This window comes from Bacillus sp. UNC41MFS5, from assembly GCF_000686805.1.
The window spans coordinates 229,467-247,613 of record NZ_KK366021.1 but is presented as its reverse complement, the minus strand read 5'-3'; the positions used below and the strand labels follow the sequence as shown (position 1 = coordinate 247,613).

The following is an 18,147-nucleotide window of genomic DNA, read 5'->3' as shown; positions in this document are numbered from 1 at the left end:
GATTTACAGAATATTGCAGTGAGTCCGTTTACTTTAGTATTTGAAAATGCAGGTCTTGCCTTTGCGGCTGCTGCCATGAATGCAGTAATCCTTACTTCCGTTCTGTCAGCAGGAAATTCCACTTTATACGCCGCTTCGCGCGTCCTTTGGGTATTGGCGGAAGAAGGAAAAGCTCCGTCATTCTTGAAAAAAGTAAATAAAGGTGGCGTTCCGATAAACGCATTATACATATCAACCCTTGTTGGGATGCTGTGCTTTCTTACCTCCCTTTTTGGTGATGGAACTGTATATTCTTGGTTATTAAACGCTGCTGGCTTAGCTGGTTATATCTCTTGGTTAAGTATTTCGGTTACACATTATCGATTCCGTAAAGCTTATGTTGCACAAGGAAGAGATTTCAAAGACCTGCCCTATAAAGCAAAGTGGTTCCCATTAGGTCCAATTTTAGCGACAGTATTATGTTTAATCGCCATGCTTGGAACAAATTACGGGGCATTTATTGGCTCAAAGGTTGACTGGTATGGTGTATTGGTTTCTTATATTGGACTACCTCTATTCCTAATAGGTTATTTAGGCTATAAAAGTATTAACAAAACAAAAATGGTTCCATTAAAAGAGGCGGATTTCCGCAGAGATTAAGTATTTATTATTGATCTATTTTTTGGAAGAATATATAAATAAAATATGAGAAAAATTTTATTGACTCAACTATATGAATACGTTTAAGATAGAACCAAGTTATTAGTTGATTTAGAAAATTAAAAAAGAGGTAACAGCATGACTAAGGAGTTCGACAGAAGAATCGGGCAACAGGCAATCATGTACGCGTTTGCAGAAGCAGAGGAAGAGGCCTCATTAGCAAGTAAGTTAGCGCTAATGAATTGGCGTTATGGAAAAGGAAAGGTCGGATCAATGGAGTTGCAAAAAATCGTAGCAGCCATTGAGACATCAGCGAAAAGGCAAGAAATAGTCAACCCTGATCTTTATCGAGAAATTCATGCGCTGTATCATGCGATTATTGAAGCGCTTCAGGGAGTGACACGTGGTCAAGTAGAGCTTGGCGGTATGCTGAGAACAGCAGGGCTTCGGTTTGCAATACTTCGAGGCCAGCCGTTTGAAAACAAGGCAGAAGGCGAATGGATTGCTGTTGCAGTGTATGGAACAATTGGAGCACCGGTTCGTGGGCTTGAACATGAAGCGATTGGATTGGGTATTAACCACATTTAAATAATTAAAAGCCTATAGTTATTAGTTAAACAGGGGGCTGTATTGACGACGGGATACGTCTATCAATACAGCCCCCTTTTGGTTGTAAAAAAAATTATAAGGGGTGTAAGAAATGATTGTATTAACAGGTCAAAGTTTAACATTAAAACAAATGAAGGACGTTTTATACGGTAATCAGGAGGTAAGCGCTTCAGAAAACAGTTTGGAGGCTGCCAGAAAGAGCCGGGAAGCAGTTGAAAGAATTGTTTCAGAATCAAAAGTAGTCTATGGGATTACAACTGGTTTTGGAAAATTTAGTGATGTCCTTATAAATAAAGAACATGTTCAAGATCTTCAGCTTAATTTAATTCGTTCCCATGCTTGCGGAGTAGGTGAGCCCTTCCCAGAGATTGTCTCAAAAGCAATGGTTCTTCTTCGCGCTAACGCACTTTTAAAAGGCTATTCCGGAATTAGGCCGCTTGTTATCGAAAGGTTACTAGACCTAGTAAATAAAGATATTATTCCTGTGATACCGCAGCAAGGTTCCCTTGGCGCAAGTGGAGATTTGGCACCGCTTTCCCACTTAGCGTTAGTGCTTATCGGGGAAGGGGAAGTATTTTATAAAGGAAATCGAATGGATTCACTTGAAGCCTTTCAACAAGAAGGGATTTTCCCTGTAATACTTGAAGCAAAAGAAGGCCTTGCCCTTATCAATGGAACCCAAGCAATGACAGCAATGGGAGTTGTAGGCTATCTAGAGGCAGAACAACTTGCATTCCAAAGTGAGTTAATTTCCTCTATGACCATTGAAGGTTTAACTGGAATTATTGATGCCTTTGCAGAAGAAGTTCATATCGCTAGAGGTTATCAACAGCAAATTGATGTAGCAGCACGAATCCGCGGTTACTTAAGTGATAGTTTATTGACGACGATGCAAGGTGAATTGAGGGTACAGGATGCTTATTCACTCCGTTGTATCCCGCAAGTACATGGGGCATCATGGCAGACACTTGATTATGTAAAAGAAAAATTAGAGATTGAGATGAATGCAGCAACGGATAATCCATTAATTTTTGATGATGGAGAAAAAGTAATTTCCGGTGGTAACTTTCATGGTCAGCCAATCGCTTTTGCAATGGATTTTATGAAAATTGCTGTTGCAGAAATGGCCAGTATATCTGAAAGACGGATTGAACGATTAATCAATCCACAGTTAAATGATTTACCGCCATTCTTAAGCCCTGAGCAAGGCTTGCAATCAGGGGCTATGATCATGCAATATGTTGCAGCTTCTCTGGTTTCAGAAAACAAAACGTTGGCACATCCAGCAAGTGTTGATTCAATCCCATCATCCGCAAATCAAGAAGACCATGTAAGCATGGGAACAATCGCTTCAAGGCATGCACATCAAATTATTCAAAATACAAGAAGAGTTCTGGCCATTGAGATGATTTGTGCGATGCAGGCGGTTGAATACCGTGGAACGGATAAGATGGCTTCATTTACAAAAGCTTTATATTCGAAAGCAAGAAAGCTTATCCCAAGCATTACGCAAGATCGTGTGTTCTCAAAAGATATTGAGGCGGCAGCAAGCTGGTTATATCAAATCGACTGGAAATCATTTGTAGAAAAAACTTACATGTTAGATAAAGAGGAAATTTCTTAACAGTAAACAAGTTGATAGAGTTGTTTTCAGACCAACATCTCTCAAAATCATCCATATTTAGGATATGGAGTGAATAGCTATAGTGGTTACTAAGCTCTCCTCCTGTTCAAATTTTTAATGTCATTCCGGAGCATTGTTTGCTCCGGTGACTATTTTCTTACTGGAAATTACAGAACTTATAAGACCTAAGGATCAAATTATTTTTATTTATGCTTCGGTGAGAGGGTATAACAGATGTTTTTAAAAGAGTTAACAAAAAAAGAATATATTACAATTACTTACTATGAGAATAGTTCATTACTAACATGCAATGGCCGTGTATGTCTAATTGATATACAGAAACAAGCGCTTTTATTAAAAGACAGACAGCAAAAAAATCTCTCCATTCGTTTATCCGATATTAGAAAAATTCATTAAACATTACCTTTTTTTGCACTAAATAATACATTGGTACAATCAATTCAAACAACTTATATAAGAGGTGTATCGAATGAAAGTGGCAGTTGATATAAATAGCGAACGAGTTCAAAAACAAGATGGCTCGCAAAGTGATACATTGGGTTTATTAAGTTCCACTCAATCTATTATAAAAAAGGCAGTTGGAAAATTAGGGTATAGCGAGGAAATGTATGAGTTATTAAAAGAACCGCTTAGAATCCTCACGGTACGTATCCCCGTCCGAATGGATGACGGTTCCACTAAAATTTTTATTGGATACCGTTCTCAACATAACGACGCTGTTGGTCCTACAAAAGGGGGAATACGTTTTCATCCGGAGGTAAGTGAAGAGGAAGTAAAAGCATTGTCCATGTGGATGAGTTTAAAATGCGGTATTGTTGATCTTCCATACGGTGGTGGGAAAGGCGGAATTATATGTGACCCGCGTAGCATGTCGTTTCTTGAATTAGAACGTTTAAGTCGAGGATACGTGCGTGCTATTAGCCAAATTGTCGGGCCAACGAAAGATATTCCTGCACCAGATGTCTATACAAATCCGCAAATTATGGCATGGATGATGGATGAGTATAGCCGAATTCAAGAATTTGATTCACCAGGATTTATTACAGGAAAACCGATTGTGCTTGGAGGTTCTCAAGGACGTGAAACGGCAACGGCTGCAGGAGTAACGATTTGCATCGAAGAGGCAGCAAAACGAAGAGGGATTCCAATAAAGGGTGCACGCGTTATTATCCAAGGGTTTGGGAATGCAGGAAGTTATCTGGCAAAATTTATGAAAGATGCAGGAGCAAAAGTGATTGGTATTTCGGATGCATATGGTGCGCTTTATGATCCGGAAGGGCTTGATATTGATTATTTACTTGATCGGCGCGATAGTTTTGGTACAGTAACAAATTTATTTACAAACGTTATTACGAATCAGGAGTTACTTGAAAAAGAATGTGAAATTCTTGTTCCTGCAGCGATTTCTAATCAAATTACAGGCGAGAATGCAAATGAGATTAAGGCTAAAATTATTGTTGAAGCCGCGAATGGACCAACATCACTTGAGGCCACACACATATTAACAAATCGTAACGTATTACTTGTACCGGACGTACTTGCAAGCTCTGGTGGTGTAACTGTTTCATATTTTGAATGGGTACAAAACAACCAAGGTTTTTATTGGTCAGAAGAAGAAGTAGCCCAAAAGTTACGTGATAAAATTGTCGATTCCTTTGAAAAGGTTTTCTCCACGGCCCAACAATACCAAGTAGATATGCGCTTGGCTGCATATATGGTTGGAATAAGAAAAATTGCAGAAGCATCCCAATATCGTGGATGGGTCTAAATATATGATCTATTATTTAATAACAGAATTAATTGGAGGAAATTTTTATGTGGGTCATTACTCTCTATTCAAAAACAAATATTACTATGTTTGAATTTGAAACAGAAGTTGAAGCAAGAGGAGCTTTCGAAAATATGGAAGGTTCCAGGATTCTTTCTGAGATTGTTTATCTTTACTAATCATGGTATAGCCTCTGGGTGTTTTTTTATCGATTGAAGCCATACTTCAGCCCCTAAGGCTAAAAAGAAATCACAAGTTTTTTCCCTATGAAGTTTTAATTTAAAGGGAATGAAGGATTCTTTTCAAAAGTCTTTTTATTTGAAATATAAAAAAAATGAACATATCTAAAAATACTGCTATTTTAGATAAAGATATTTTATATGAACACCCCCAATTTCAAAAAAATTTATACGTTTTCTACTTTTTCATTTGTATTTTTCAGAAGATTATATTTTTATAATTAAGTCATAGTTAAGCAAAGGGAGTGGAAACAATGGAAACAAAAACATCTGAAAAAAGAATCATTAAAAATTATAAAGGCACTGAACTACATGCAAAAGGCTGGATACAAGAGGCTGCACTTCGTATGCTTTATAACAACCTTGACCAAGAAGTAGCAGAAAGACCAGAAGATCTTGTTGTCTACGGCGGAATTGGAAAAGCAGCTCGTAACTGGGAATCTTTTGATGCAATTGTGAAAACGCTTTTAGAACTAGAAGATGATGAAACACTTTTAGTTCAATCAGGCAAGCCAGTGGTCGTTTGGAAATCTCACAAAGATGCACCGCGCGTATTGCTTGCTAACTCAAATCTCGTACCAGCTTGGGCAAACTGGGAGCACTTCCACGAGCTTGATAAAAAAGGCTTGATGATGTACGGGCAAATGACAGCAGGAAGCTGGATCTACATCGGCAGCCAAGGTATTGTTCAAGGTACGTATGAAACATTTGCTGAGCTTGCTCGTCAAGAGTTTGGCGGTTCATTAAAACACACCATCACATTAACAGCTGGTCTTGGCGGAATGGGCGGCGCGCAGCCACTTGCCGTTACCATGAATGACGGTGTATGCATTGCCATCGATGTAGATGAGTGGAGAATTGACCGTCGGATCGAAACAAGATACCTTGATGTAAAAACAAAAGATCTTGATGAAGCGTTAAAATTAGCGTTCGAAGCGAAAAAAGAAGGAAAAGCACTTTCAATTGGACTTCTTGGCAATGCGGCAGAAATTTTACCATTAATGATTGAAAAAGGCTTCAACCCTGATGTGTTAACAGACCAAACTTCAGCACATGACCCACTTAACGGATATGTACCAGTTGGTTATTCATTAGAGGAAGCTGCGAAATTAAGAGAAGAAGATCCAACATTATATGTGAAGCTTTCTAAACAAAGCATGGCAACACATGTAAAAGCAATGTTAACCATGCAGCAAAAAGGTGCTATTACATTTGACTACGGTAACAATATCCGTCAGGTAGCAAAAGACGAAGGCGTAGAAAATGCATTTGATTTCCCTGGATTCGTTCCTGCTTATATCCGTCCATTATTCTGTGAAGGTAAAGGACCTTTCCGCTGGGCAGCATTATCCGGAGATCCAGAAGATATCCGCAAAATTGATGAAGCATTACTTCGTGTTTATAAAGATGATGAGCATCTTTGCAAATGGGTTCGTATGGCACAAGAAAGAATTGCGTTCCAAGGTCTTCCTGCACGTATTTGCTGGCTGGGGTATGGTGAGAGAGCCCGCTTTGGTAAAATCATTAACGACATGGTTGCTTCAGGTGAAGTTTCAGCGCCAATCGTTATTGGCCGTGACCACTTAGACGCTGGTTCTGTTGCTTCTCCAAACCGTGAAACAGAAAGCATGAAAGACGGCAGTGATGCAGTTTCTGACTGGCCAATTCTTAATGCTATGATCAACGCAGTAGGCGGCGCAAGCTGGATTTCCTTACACCATGGTGGCGGAGTAGGTATGGGATATTCTCAACACTCTGGTATGGTAATCGTTGCCGATGGTACGAAAGAAGCGGAAGCACGTTTAGAGCGCGTATTAACAACTGACCCTGGTATGGGTGTAGTTCGTCATGCTGATGCAGGTTATGACATTGCAATTAAGACTGCAAAAGAAAAAGGCATCAAAATGCCAATGCTAAAGGAAGACTAAGACCAGATTGAAAGGATTTGAAACGAATGAGTAAAGCACTTTTTATTAGAAATGCTGCTCAGCTCGTTACTTTACAGGGGAGCTCAACAGCTCCCCTTGTTAAGGGTGCGATGTCTGAGCTGAATATAATTGAGAACGGCAGCGTTTGGATTGAAGATGGAGTGATTCAAGCGGTTGGAACGGATGCAGAATTAGCGGCAAAGTATGCAGCGGGTTTGGGAGAAGCAGAGGTTGTAGATGCAACCGGCAAACTAGTGACACCAGGCCTTGTTGATCCACATACACATGTTGTGTTTGCCGGAAGCCGTGAAAACGAATTTAATATGCGTCTTCAAGGTGCTACTTATATGGAAATCATGAATGCCGGCGGCGGGATTCATGCTACAACAAGAGCAACGCAGGCAGCCAGCCATGAACAGCTTTTTGCAGAAAGCTATATGCGCTTAAATCAATTCTTGCGTCACGGCGTTACAACAGTAGAAGCAAAAAGCGGATACGGGATGGAATGGGAAACAGAATTAAAGCAGCTTGAAGTGGCAAAAGAATTGAATGAAAAACATGTAATTGATCTTGTTCCAACATTTATGGGCGCGCATGCGGTACCAAAAGAATATAAGGAAAATCCGGAAGAATTTGTTGATTTATTAATTAATGAAATGATTCCAAAAGTAGCTGAACTTGGGCTTGCGGAATTCAATGATGTTTTTTGTGAATATGGCGTATTTACTCCTGAACAATCTCGGAGAATTCTTGAAGCAGGTAAGCGTCATGGTTTACTTGCAAAAATTCACGCAGATGAAATTGAACCATATGAAGGTGCAGAATTAGCAGCTGAGGTAGGAGCAGTATCTGCCGATCACTTATTAAAGGCATCAGAAAAAGGCATGAAAGCTATGGCAGAAAAAGGCGTTGTAGGTGTGTTACTTCCAGGAACAGCTTACTTTTTAATGGCTGAGTCTGCCAATGGCCGTAAAATGATTGATTTAGGTGTGCCTGTGGCCTTGTCAACGGATTGTAATCCGGGTTCCTCGCCGACAGTGTCACTTCCGTTTATTATGAGCCTTGGCTGTTTGAAAATGGGGATGACTCCCGCCGAGGTTATTACGGCAACAACGATTAATGCGGCGCATGCGATCAATCGCGGCAAAGAAATCGGCAGCTTGGAAGTGGGCAAAAAAGGGGATATCACCATCTTTAATGTTCCAAATTATATGAAGCTCCAATACTCTTATGGTGTCAATCATGTGGATACTGTTGTGAAAAACGGTGCTGTGGTTGTCAAGGGTAATCAGTTACATGAAGAGCTTTCTTTATCCAACCATTAATCCTCCAAGTTTTACGTGGGAAGGCCGGAACCTGGTATAAAGATGGAAAAATTTAAGCCGAGCAAGGCTTGCAATCAGGGGCTATCATCATGCAGTTGTATCTCTTGTATCAGAAAACAAAACTTTGGCACACTCGGCAAGTGCAGATTCAATTCCATCCTCAGCGAACAAAGAAGATAGGTTCCAGGTACCTTCGACTTAATTAAATTGGTAGATATGTGGAGTGGAAATATGACTTATTCAATAAAATTTGCAAAAAAAAATGAACAACCTACGAATTTATGGTCCGGTGGAAAAACAACACAACTGGCCATTTATCCTGAAGATGCGGATTATAGTAAACGGAATTTCCAATGGCGCATTAGTACTGCTGATGTCGAAGTAGAAGAATCCCTATTTACGCATCTACCAGGAATCCAAAGAGTAATAATGATAATTGATGGTGAAATGTATCTTGAGCATGAAGGAAAGCATTCGGTGGTTTTGAAGCCTTTTGAGCAAGATCGCTTTGATGGTGGATGGACAACAAGAAGCAAAGGGATGGTTAAGGATTTTAATTTAATGTTATCAGAGGGGTGCGATGGAGGGCTTACCTGTATTCAGTTTAATAAGGATATTCAGGATTTAATGGTGGATGCGACAGGAACGACCGAGGTTTTTTATTGTGTTGAAGGAATGGTAAAAGTTGAAATAGATAAAGAAGAGCCTTTATTTTTCGAAAAAGGTGATACATTGATTATTATGAGGGAGAATTTATCTGAAGAAATGAGTATTAAGTTTTGTAATAAAATTAAAAAAGAGGTTTCTATTATTAGAGCAAGTATTGTTAATTAATACCAGGAAGCCTAATTCTCAGGACGGTAGCTTATCTAGAATAAGGATAGCGTCTTTCTTAATGTGAAGGGCTAGATTGTTGAACAAGGCATAATGCACTAAAGGGAGCTATTGTGAAGTGAAAAAAGCTCAATTTCTCGTTTATAACACTGAGAAATTGGGCTTTTAATATTGGATAATTTCCGTGCTAATTATATCATTTTCATTCAAAAGCAAAATGCAGGAATGATTTCTTTAGGAATACACTGCATGCTTTGACTTAAGAAAATATAAATACTCTATTCCGGCAACTGTTATCTTCGTGCCGCCCCGTCCTCTGCCTTTGACGACAAATCCTTCACTTTCTAAAATATCCAAGCGGAGGCGAATCTGCTGAGGGGACAAGACAAAGTCTGTTTCTTTGCTTTGACTTGAAATCAACTCTCTGCTTGCTACTTTTCCCTTTTCATTGCATTGCTTGATTACTTCTAAGATGAAAGCGCGCTCCTTCATTTCCAGCATACTTTCACATGTAGAATATTCGGACAATACACCGTCTTTCGCTTGTCCCAACAAGGATGGAAGATCTCTTTTCGTCACGACATTTCCTTCACAAACCGTCAACATGTAATCAAGTGTGCTTTTTAGTTCTCGTATATTTCCAGGCCATTCATATTGCATGAAATACTCCAGAACGTCTTGTTCAGTCTTTACCCACTTCCCGCTTTTTGTGATGAAATGTTTAATCAAAAGTGGAATATCCGTTCTTCTCTCAATGAGTGGTGGAATGCGGAGATTAAGTACATTCAGCCGGTAAAATAAGTCTGATCTGAATGAACTGTCCCGTATCTTTCCTTGAAGATCTTTATTCGTTGCGGTAATCACTCGAACATTAATAGGTATAATTCTTCCACCACCGATTCTGCGAATTTCCCCCTCCTGTAGAACGCGCAGCAAATGTGATTGAACTGTAAGACTTATGTCACCAATTTCATCTAAAAAGATAGTCCCGTTGTCCGCCAATTCAAATAAACCTTTCTTGCCTCCCCTTTGTGCTCCTGTAAATGTCCCTTCTTCGTAGCCGAACAATTCGCTTTCAAGCAGGCTTTCTGTTAATGCGCTGCAGTTTACAGCCAGAAACGGCCCGTTTTTCCGCAATGAATGCTCATGAATCGCATGCGCAAACAGTTCTTTTCCTGTTCCTGTCTCTCCCTGAATTAAAATCGGATGCTCCGACAAGGCAAGTTTCTTGGCGATCCTCTTCCGATCTTTCATTACATCATGCTCGCCGATAATATCATCAAATCCGTATTTTGTATGAAATCCTTTATTACGCATTTCTCTTTGCGCTGTCTTTTCAATTTCAAAAGCTTGATGCACACTCTTGAAAGTTGCGATAATTGTATTTTCTTTCATCATTTGCACTCGAAAAATTACGACACCTACGCCATCTATGTCAAAGAACTTGCTTTCATCCTTACCGTTCATGATGAAATCGGTGATATCCCGGCAATTTATCACATGTTCTATATCCTTATTAACTGTATTTTGCGCTACAACATGAAACAATGCAGCAAGCCGATGATTGAATACTGTAATCCGACCTTCCTGGTTGACGACCAATATTCCATCATCGATAGTTCCTACCACATTTTGGATGTGTTCGCTCATTTGCCTCGCATCACGCTCTGCATATAGCAGTTTACGTTGTAATTCAATAATATTGCTAATATATCTTTCTGAAATCTTCGAGGATATATCCTTGTTCAAACCGCAGCATTCTACAACTTCCAGAATTGTTGTCATATCAAAAAGACGCACACCTATGTCAATTACTTCTTTTATATAAGAGGGACAAAGATGTGTTTCTCCTGGTGAAACGGCAATTTCAACATTCTCATAAAACAAGTTACCTTTCCGAAAAGGGATAAATTGAACATGATTGATACCAAGTTGATATAAGGATTCAATAAGCATGGTAGTTGTATCATCATCATCATTCACCAGCAGAACTGCTGAACCTTCTGGTATACTTAAAAGTTTGTCAATATGGTCATGATGAACTGTTCTCTTTCCTACAATTATTTTCTTGGCATTCACGTTAGAAATCCTGTTTGTTCTATTATAAGAAATATCTGATGAATACAAGATAATTGTATCTTCCAGATACTGCGGTAATCCATCATCAACAGCATGGCTTCTAATATGAATATAGTCTCCAATTAATTGTTCCATTTGTTCCTGCAAGGCTTGCCTTGTTTTTGCACTTCCCGCTATAAGTGTAAGTGAGGATTTTGACATAAAAACACCTACTCGCCTTTAAATTGGTTCTATTATATCACCAAAAAAGACCGATAAAAACCAAAAATCTAATCTAACCATAAAAATTTACTTATACATCAATATACTCATTTTGGCACAGTTCTTGCATATTTAAATCAATGAATGCCTCGAGGATTAGAAAAGGAGGGAAACAGCAGAATACGAGAAAAAAAGAAAATAGTCTATATGAGGTATTTATTTTGTAAGCGTTTTAGTTTTATCCATTTATATTAAATACAAAGGAGAGACATACATGAGCCAGCTACAAGAAAAGGTTGTTTCGCTTGGAAAAAAAGAGAGAAAAATCAATATTTTTGTATTGCTATTCGCCATTCTTGCAATATCAACTCTATTAACTTATATTTTGCCGGCAGGAGACTATACACGAATTGAAGCAGATGGACGGACAACTGTAGACCCCAATTCTTTTAAATGGATAAAATCGGCACCGGTCGGATTGTTCGATATGATAAAAGCTGTTCATACAGGAATGGTAGATGCCGGCAATATTATCTTTTTCTTATTAATTATTGGAGGATTTTTCGGTGTTTTAAGAGCAACCGGTACGGTTGACGGGCTGATTGCCACAATGGCTCGAAAGTTGTCGACGCGTGAAAAGCTTTTAATTCCTGTCGTGATGCTGGTTTTCGCCGCAGGTGGTTCATTAATGGGGATGGCGGAAGAAACGCTGGCTTATGTTCCTCTTGTTATTCCGCTAGCGTTGGCACTGGGATTTGATACAATTACAGGAACTGCCATCGTCATAGTAGGAGCATTGTCAGGGTTTACGACTGCCATAATGAATCCCTTCACAGTAGGAATCGCCCAAGGGGTCGCAGAATTACCGTTGTTCTCAGGGATGGGGTACCGCCTTGTTTTATTTGTTATCGTCTATCTTGTTTCTGTTTTATTTGTCTATCGTCACGCAATGAAGGTAAAGAACAATCCTTCTATAGGCATCTACGGAAAATATACAAAAGAAGAAGCAAGCCATCTACTGCAATCAAGTGCGAAGTTAACAACTAGACATAAGCTTATCCTGGGTGCTTTTTTAATTAACTACATCGTCTTGGCGTTTGGTGTCATCAAGTTCCAATGGTACATTACAGAAATTGCAGCCTTATTCGTTATATTAACAATCGTAATTGGAATCATCGGAAAACTGTCAGCAAATCATATTGTCAACTCCTTTACCAAAGGCTCTGCTTCCTTGATTAGCGGAGCTTTGATAATCGGCGTATCACGCGCCATTCTTGTTATATTGAATGAGGGACATATCGTTGACCCTCTCCTGCATCTAGTATCTGAATCTATCAAGCATATTCCGGCTTATTTAAGCGTTGCCGGCATGTACAACTTCCAGGCTCTTATCCATTTTGTTCTAGCGTCCGGTACCGGTCATGCGATGCTAACAATGCCGATTATGGTTCCGCTAGCAGACTTATTAGATATTACACGCCAAACTGCAGTGTTGTCTTTCTCTTTTGCAGACGGAATCGGAAATATGATTTTCCCGACCGCTACCACCTTAATGGCGAGCTTGGCCATTGCAGGCATTCCTTGGACAAAGTGGGCGAAGTGGATTCTGCCGCTGGTGCTCATTCAATATCTCATCGGATTAATAGCTGTTATCACAGCTCACTTCATCGGATATGGTCCATTCTAATAGATGACAAAAAGTATTGACAGGAGGAAAAACGAATTGCTTACCTTAATCAAAAATGGCGAAGTATATGCACCCAATTACCTAGGACGGAAAGACATATTAATTGCAGACGATAAAATCGCATTCATAGATGACAGAATCGCGATTCCTGACCACTTTGCTCCTATTCAAATCATTGATGCGGCAAATCTTTTGGTTGTTCCGGGATTTATAGATTCACATGTCCATATTATTGGTGGAGGCGGCGAGGGCGGATTCAAAACCCGCACTCCCGAGCTGATGCTCACTGATATTACAACTGCAGGTATTACAACACTAGTCGGCTTGCTTGGTACGGACGGGACAACTCGTAAAATGGAAAGTCTGCTTGCCAAGGCGAGGGCGCTTGAAGAAGAGGGTGTTTCCTGCTTCATTCATACAGGCTCCTATCAAGTGCCAGTAAAAACACTGACGGGTAAAATCGAAGACGATATTATTTTAATCGACAAAATTATCGGTGTTGGAGAGATTGCAATCTCCGACCATAGATCATCAGAACCCACATTTGAGGAACTGGCTAAAGTCGCAGCTGCGGCACGCAATGGCGGTATCCTGTCAGGAAAAGCTGGCATATTAGAAGTTCATGTAGGGGACGGAGATGAAAAGCTTTCATTACTGCATGAAATTGCAGAAAAAACCAACATTCCGATTCGGCAGCTCCATCCTACACATATCAACCGAAATGAAGAATTATTCAGGGCAGGTATTGATTATGCGAAACGAGGAGGATACGTAGACTTTACTACAAGTACCATTCCTCAGTTTTTGGAAGAAGGCGAAGTGAAGTGCAGCAAGGCATTAAGTATGATGCTTAAAGAAGGGGTTCCAATTGGACGCATCACCTTCTCTTCAGACGGGCAGGCCAGCCTTCCCTGCTTTGACAGCAATGGGGAGTGTGTAGGCCTTCAAGTCGGAAAAGTATCATCTCTATATCACGAAGTACGCGATTCTGTTTTAGAGGAAGACATCCCGCTGGAAACGGCATTGGAGGTCATCACCACGAATCCTGCACATGTGCTAAAGCTTTCAAGAAAAGGCAGCATCCAAACCGGGAAGGATGCTGATATAGTATTGTTGGAAAAAGAAACGTTGGACATTCACAGTGTCATTGCAAAAGGTAAGCTTATGGTAGAAAACAAAGTTCCAATAATGAAGGGAACATTTGAATAAAGGAAGGTTCCGGTGCAAAGAAAATGATACTAAAAACTAGCCTCTTGAATTTCTTGTGGGATTCAAAGGTCATCATATATCTTCAAAGAAGAAGGTGCCTGTTTTGTCCATGATGAATACCATTCAATGTAATATACGAATAAAAAAGACTTTTAGGAGAAAGCGAGCTTCCTATTAATGCGTATTATGGTATTTAAATATGATAGCAATGGAAAATTTCCCGAAGTCCATATTTGAATATTATAATACGATACAAGTTACTTAAGAAAAGTACGCGTTTCTGCATAAGTGGAGACGCTTTTTCTTCCTCAAATAAAGTGAAACAATAGCAAGTGTGTTTAAGATTTTTAAGGATAAGTCAAGTAAGATTTAAAGGACGGTTCTTGATGAAAAATCATTTAAAGGTAAATGGAAAGCTTCTTCAAACAAGTTTTTTCACAATTGAAGGAGAGTCAAAAAGACTGGATCACGACGGAACTTTATAAACTTTACCACGATAAGATGAAAGAAAGACGTAAAACAAGGAAACTCGCTCCTGACTACCGCGATACAGTTAAATCGTCTCTATATGAACATATTCAGAATAAAGAAATATGGATTCTTTATGGCGAGAAAAAAAATGCATTTAGTAAAACCACAAAGATAGTAAAATCTTTTAAGAAACAATTTCCTAAGTTGAGTGAGGAAATTGGAACCGAGCACGCTAAAAAATAAAATGCAAGTCATTATTAAGCAAAAGGGCGCGATTATGTAATAACTCTTAGATTTAAACGACTTTATTTTTATATTTTTAAGTACATTGAAGTTTTTTACATCAAAAATTAAACAAATTTGTTATAACCCTGTCCTAACTCAGAACGGGGGTTATAAGTATTTGGAGTTTTAAAATTAAATAACTTTATTGTCACATTACACAATGTTTAAAAGGATTTTTTCAAAATAAAAACGGACTGCTGAGCAGCTCATTTTTATTTGTTTTGTTTCCATCTACAGAAATGATAAATTTTAACAATGAACTTGAATCGAGCCTATTTCTCAAGTTGTTTGTCTTCCCATGGTCTAAAGGAAAACGGAATTCCAACCATTTTAGCCGTTAATTCATCATAGGAAACTAAATCCTTTTTTGACAACTCTTTTAATGAGCGTTTTCCTATTGCTCTTAATGCCATTTTCATTTCTTCTACACTAGCTGTTAAGAATTTTTCCGCTGTTTTTTCCCCTTTTTCAGTTTTAAATTGATCCTTGAACTTGCCATCATACCATATAGCTTGTGTAGGAGGCTCAAATGGGAGGGCATTCAATACTTGATCATGAGCGAGAGCAAATAACATGGCAGAGCCTAAATATACAGCGTCAGCTCCGAGTGCAAGCACTTTTAAAAAATGACCGGGTACTAAAAGTCCTCCTGAAACGATTAAACTAATCTTTCCCTTCATCTTTCTTTTTTCTAGATGATTCACAGCTCTAACTACCGCATGTAATGTGGGGATTCCAAAGTCATCAAATAATATTGGCGGTGCACCGTGCATGGCTGCTTGGCCGCCGTCAATGGCTATAAAATCAATTCCCATAATGATTAAATGGTCAATATCTTCTTCGATTTTTCCACCTGCGCCAATTTTGGCTCCAATAGGAACTCCGCCTGATCTTACGCGAAGCTCCTCCACAAGTAGTTTTATGTCTATTAACGTTTGATTTTCATAAAAGTTTTCATAAATGACCGCTTCCTCATTTTCCTTAAGTCCCATTATTTCGCGGGCACGACCTGTTAAATTTTGTGGAGGGATTTTCTTTCCCATTCCCGCTAATGCACCTTGGCCTAATTTAATTTCTATCATGTCTGCACGTTTAAATAAATGTTCTTCCTTTGCCCAGTCTGTTTTAGAAAATTGTAAAATATACTTTCCAGCAGCGTCTAATTCTTCGGGTAAGATTCCACCTTGCCCTGAATTAATCGCCGTTCCGGTCTTTTTAGCTGCTTTTGCTAAAGATAGCCTTGCTTGTTCACTAAGTGAAATCCCGTAACCCATGCCACTAATCATAAGAGGAATTTTTATATTCATTGGTTTTTTTGCTTTTGGCCCAATGGTAACAGATATATCTACATCTTCCTCACCATTGACCGGAAATGGTGAGGTCTGTGCAGGGATAAAGGTAATGGGATCCAAATTCGGCCATTTTTTAGAAGAGCCGCCAAGAGGACGATCCAGGACAGTCCCTGTTTCTGCCCGCAGGCTATTTTCTAGCATATTCTGAATGCCCATATGCCGAAGACCTGGGATCAGTTCGATAATATTTTCTTGATAACTGTCAGATAAAATAATTTTTCCGGTCTTTTTCACCATGAGTTTCATCATCCAGCGCCAGCAGACGAGCATAAATATCAACACGACAAATAAAAGGGTCACCATTGTAAAAGTCAGATAAAATAATATGTTCGGCATAGTCATTTCTCCAATTGTTTGTCTTCCCATGGTTCAAAGGAAAATGGAATTCCAACCATTTTGGCGGTCAATTCATCGTAGGAAACCAAATCCTTTTTAGATAACTCTTTTAAAGAGCGTTTTCCCATTGCCCTTAATGCCATTTTTATTTCTTCTATACTTGCAGTTAGAAATTTCTCCGCCGATTTTACTCCTTCTTCAATCTTAAATTGATCCTTGAATTTCCCTTGATTCCAAACAACTTGTGTGGGTGGTTCAAACGGCATGGCATTTAATGATTGAGGGTGTGAGACGGTAAATAACATAGCGGATCCTACATAGACTGCATCGGCTCCGAGGGCGAGCACTTTTAAAAAATGGCCGGGTACTAGTAGCCCGCCAGAGGCAATTAAACTAATTTTTCCCTTCATGCCTCTCATTTCTAAATGATTAGCAGCCCTGACAATCGCATGCAGAGTTGGGATTCCAACGTCATCAGATAAAATAGGAGCGGCACCGAGTGTTGCTGCTTGTCCTCCATCAACCGCAATATAATCAACACCTATGTAGATTAAATGATCAATATCTTCTTCAATTTTTCCGCCAGCCCCTATTTTTGCCCCAATGGGAACTCCACCTGTAATTCTCCGAAGCTCATCAGCAAGTTCTTTCAAATCATCAAGCGTTTGGTCTTCAACAAAATTATCATAAATCACGGCATCTTCATTTTCCTCTAACCCCATCAATTCACGGGCACGACCCGTTAAATTTTTAGGAGAAATTTTCCCACCTGTCCCAAATAAGGCTCCCTGGCCAAGCTTTATTTCAATCATATCGGCCCGCTTAATTAAATCTTCTTCCTTTGCCCAGTTTGTTTTGGAGAACTGTAAAATATATTTTCCGCCTATATTTATTTCCTCAGGTAAGACGGCCCCTTCACCAGAATTAATGGCGGTTCCAACATTATTAGCAGCATTAGCTAAGGAGAGTCTCACTTCTTCACTGAGTGCGATTCCATAGGCCATTCCGCTGATCATTAACGGGATTTTTATTTTCATTGGTTTTTTTGCATTTGGACCAATGGTTACCTGTACATCTACATCTTCTTCACCGTCAATCGGAAAAGGTGTTGTTTGGGCAGGGATAAAAGTGATCGGATCTAAATGCGGCCATTTTTTTGAAGATCCCATCGGGCGGTGGAGGACGTCGCCTGTTTCTGCACGCAGGCTATTTTCAAGCATATTTTGAATGCCCATATGCCTGAGTCCCGGCATCAGCTCCATCACATTTTCTTGATAACTGTCAGATAAAATAATTTTTCCCATATGCTTCACCATCAGTTTCATGAACCAACGCCATCCAAAAAGCATGAATATAAAAGTGGTGAAAATAATTGCTACCATTCCAAAAGTTAAGTAATAAAAAATATTCTCCATAGTTATTGCTCCACATTCCGCATAGTTAATAATAAAACCAACTAATCTTAGTATAGTCAAAAAAAGGAAAATATTATAAATCAAGATAGTATTTTTAAAATGTTGAGATTTTATGTATATAAAAT

General features: G+C 39.2%; 15 protein-coding genes and 1 pseudogene. 13 read left to right on the top strand and 3 right to left on the bottom strand.

The annotated features are described in order from the left end of the window. The 10 genes and pseudogenes from BR30_RS0132020 to BR30_RS0131980 all read left to right on the top strand — a co-directional run. The coding region (locus tag BR30_RS0132020) for an amino acid permease (protein WP_026568613.1) at nt 1-639 on the top strand (639 nt) is incomplete at its 5' end. A 138-nt stretch (nt 640-777) separates the two neighbouring features. Further along, nucleotides 778-1,227 (top strand): hut operon transcriptional regulator HutP, encoded by a 450-nt coding sequence (gene hutP, locus BR30_RS0132015; protein WP_026568612.1) that lies wholly within the window; start codon nt 778-780, stop codon nt 1,225-1,227. A gap of 112 nt (nt 1,228-1,339) precedes the next feature. After that, nucleotides 1,340-2,872, top strand: a complete 1,533-nt coding sequence (gene hutH, locus BR30_RS0132010) for a histidine ammonia-lyase (RefSeq protein ID WP_026568611.1) — start codon at nt 1,340-1,342, stop codon at nt 2,870-2,872. Nucleotides 2,873-3,106: 234 nt separating this feature from the next. Further along, nucleotides 3,107-3,289 carry a YolD-like family protein gene (locus BR30_RS0132005; protein WP_026568610.1) on the top strand — a complete coding sequence of 61 codons (183 nt, stop codon included), beginning with the start codon at nt 3,107-3,109 and terminating at the stop codon, nt 3,287-3,289. A 73-nt stretch (nt 3,290-3,362) separates the two neighbouring features. Then, nucleotides 3,363-4,661 (top strand): Glu/Leu/Phe/Val family dehydrogenase, encoded by a 1,299-nt coding sequence (locus BR30_RS0132000; RefSeq protein ID WP_051633873.1) that lies wholly within the window; start codon nt 3,363-3,365, stop codon nt 4,659-4,661. 47 nt (nt 4,662-4,708) lie between these two features. Further along, a complete protein-coding gene (locus BR30_RS38635; protein WP_269320669.1) occupies nt 4,709-4,840 on the top strand; it encodes a hypothetical protein in 132 nt (43 codons plus the stop codon). Between the two features lie 314 nt (nt 4,841-5,154). Further along, complete coding sequence (gene hutU / locus BR30_RS0131990) at nt 5,155-6,828, top strand: urocanate hydratase (RefSeq protein WP_026568608.1); 1,674 nt, start codon at nt 5,155-5,157, stop codon at nt 6,826-6,828. A 26-nt stretch (nt 6,829-6,854) separates the two neighbouring features. Further along, entirely contained in the window at nt 6,855-8,153 is a 1,299-nt protein-coding gene (gene hutI / locus BR30_RS0131985; RefSeq protein WP_026568607.1) for an imidazolonepropionase, read from the top strand. 65 nt (nt 8,154-8,218) lie between these two features. Then, nucleotides 8,219-8,331: pseudogene (locus tag BR30_RS37175) on the top strand (aromatic amino acid lyase); the annotation flags it as partial. A gap of 38 nt (nt 8,332-8,369) precedes the next feature. Next, nucleotides 8,370-8,987 (top strand): HutD/Ves family protein, encoded by a 618-nt coding sequence (locus BR30_RS0131980; protein WP_081825660.1) that lies wholly within the window; start codon nt 8,370-8,372, stop codon nt 8,985-8,987. A 234-nt stretch (nt 8,988-9,221) separates the two neighbouring features. Here the strand turns inward: BR30_RS0131980 and BR30_RS0131975 are convergent, their stop codons facing one another. Continuing rightward, entirely contained in the window at nt 9,222-11,267 is a 2,046-nt protein-coding gene (locus tag BR30_RS0131975) for a sigma-54 interaction domain-containing protein (RefSeq protein ID WP_026568605.1), read from the bottom strand. 274 nt (nt 11,268-11,541) lie between these two features. On the opposite strand from BR30_RS0131975, the gene BR30_RS0131970 reads away from it, so the two are divergent. The 3 genes from BR30_RS0131970 (at nt 11,542) to BR30_RS38310 (ending at nt 14,877) form a co-directional block, all read left to right on the top strand. Beyond that, a complete protein-coding gene (locus BR30_RS0131970; RefSeq protein WP_026568604.1) occupies nt 11,542-12,954 on the top strand; it encodes a YfcC family protein in 1,413 nt (470 codons plus the stop codon). Between the two features lie 36 nt (nt 12,955-12,990). Continuing rightward, nucleotides 12,991-14,163 (top strand): beta-aspartyl-peptidase, encoded by a 1,173-nt coding sequence (gene iadA / locus BR30_RS0131965; protein ID WP_026568603.1) that lies wholly within the window; start codon nt 12,991-12,993, stop codon nt 14,161-14,163. A 441-nt stretch (nt 14,164-14,604) separates the two neighbouring features. Beyond that, nucleotides 14,605-14,877, top strand: a complete 273-nt coding sequence (locus BR30_RS38310; RefSeq protein WP_155929008.1) for a hypothetical protein — start codon at nt 14,605-14,607, stop codon at nt 14,875-14,877. A gap of 314 nt (nt 14,878-15,191) precedes the next feature. Here the strand turns inward: BR30_RS38310 and BR30_RS0131955 are convergent, their stop codons facing one another. Together BR30_RS0131955 and BR30_RS0131950 are read right to left on the bottom strand one after the other, a co-directional pair. Next, nucleotides 15,192-16,607: an FMN-binding glutamate synthase family protein gene (locus BR30_RS0131955; RefSeq protein ID WP_026568601.1), complete on the bottom strand. Its 1,416-nt coding sequence runs from the start codon at nt 16,605-16,607 to the stop codon at nt 15,192-15,194. Nucleotides 16,608-16,609: 2 nt separating this feature from the next. After that, entirely contained in the window at nt 16,610-18,022 is a 1,413-nt protein-coding gene (locus tag BR30_RS0131950; protein WP_026568600.1) for an FMN-binding glutamate synthase family protein, read from the bottom strand. Nucleotides 18,023-18,147 lie beyond the last annotated feature (125 nt).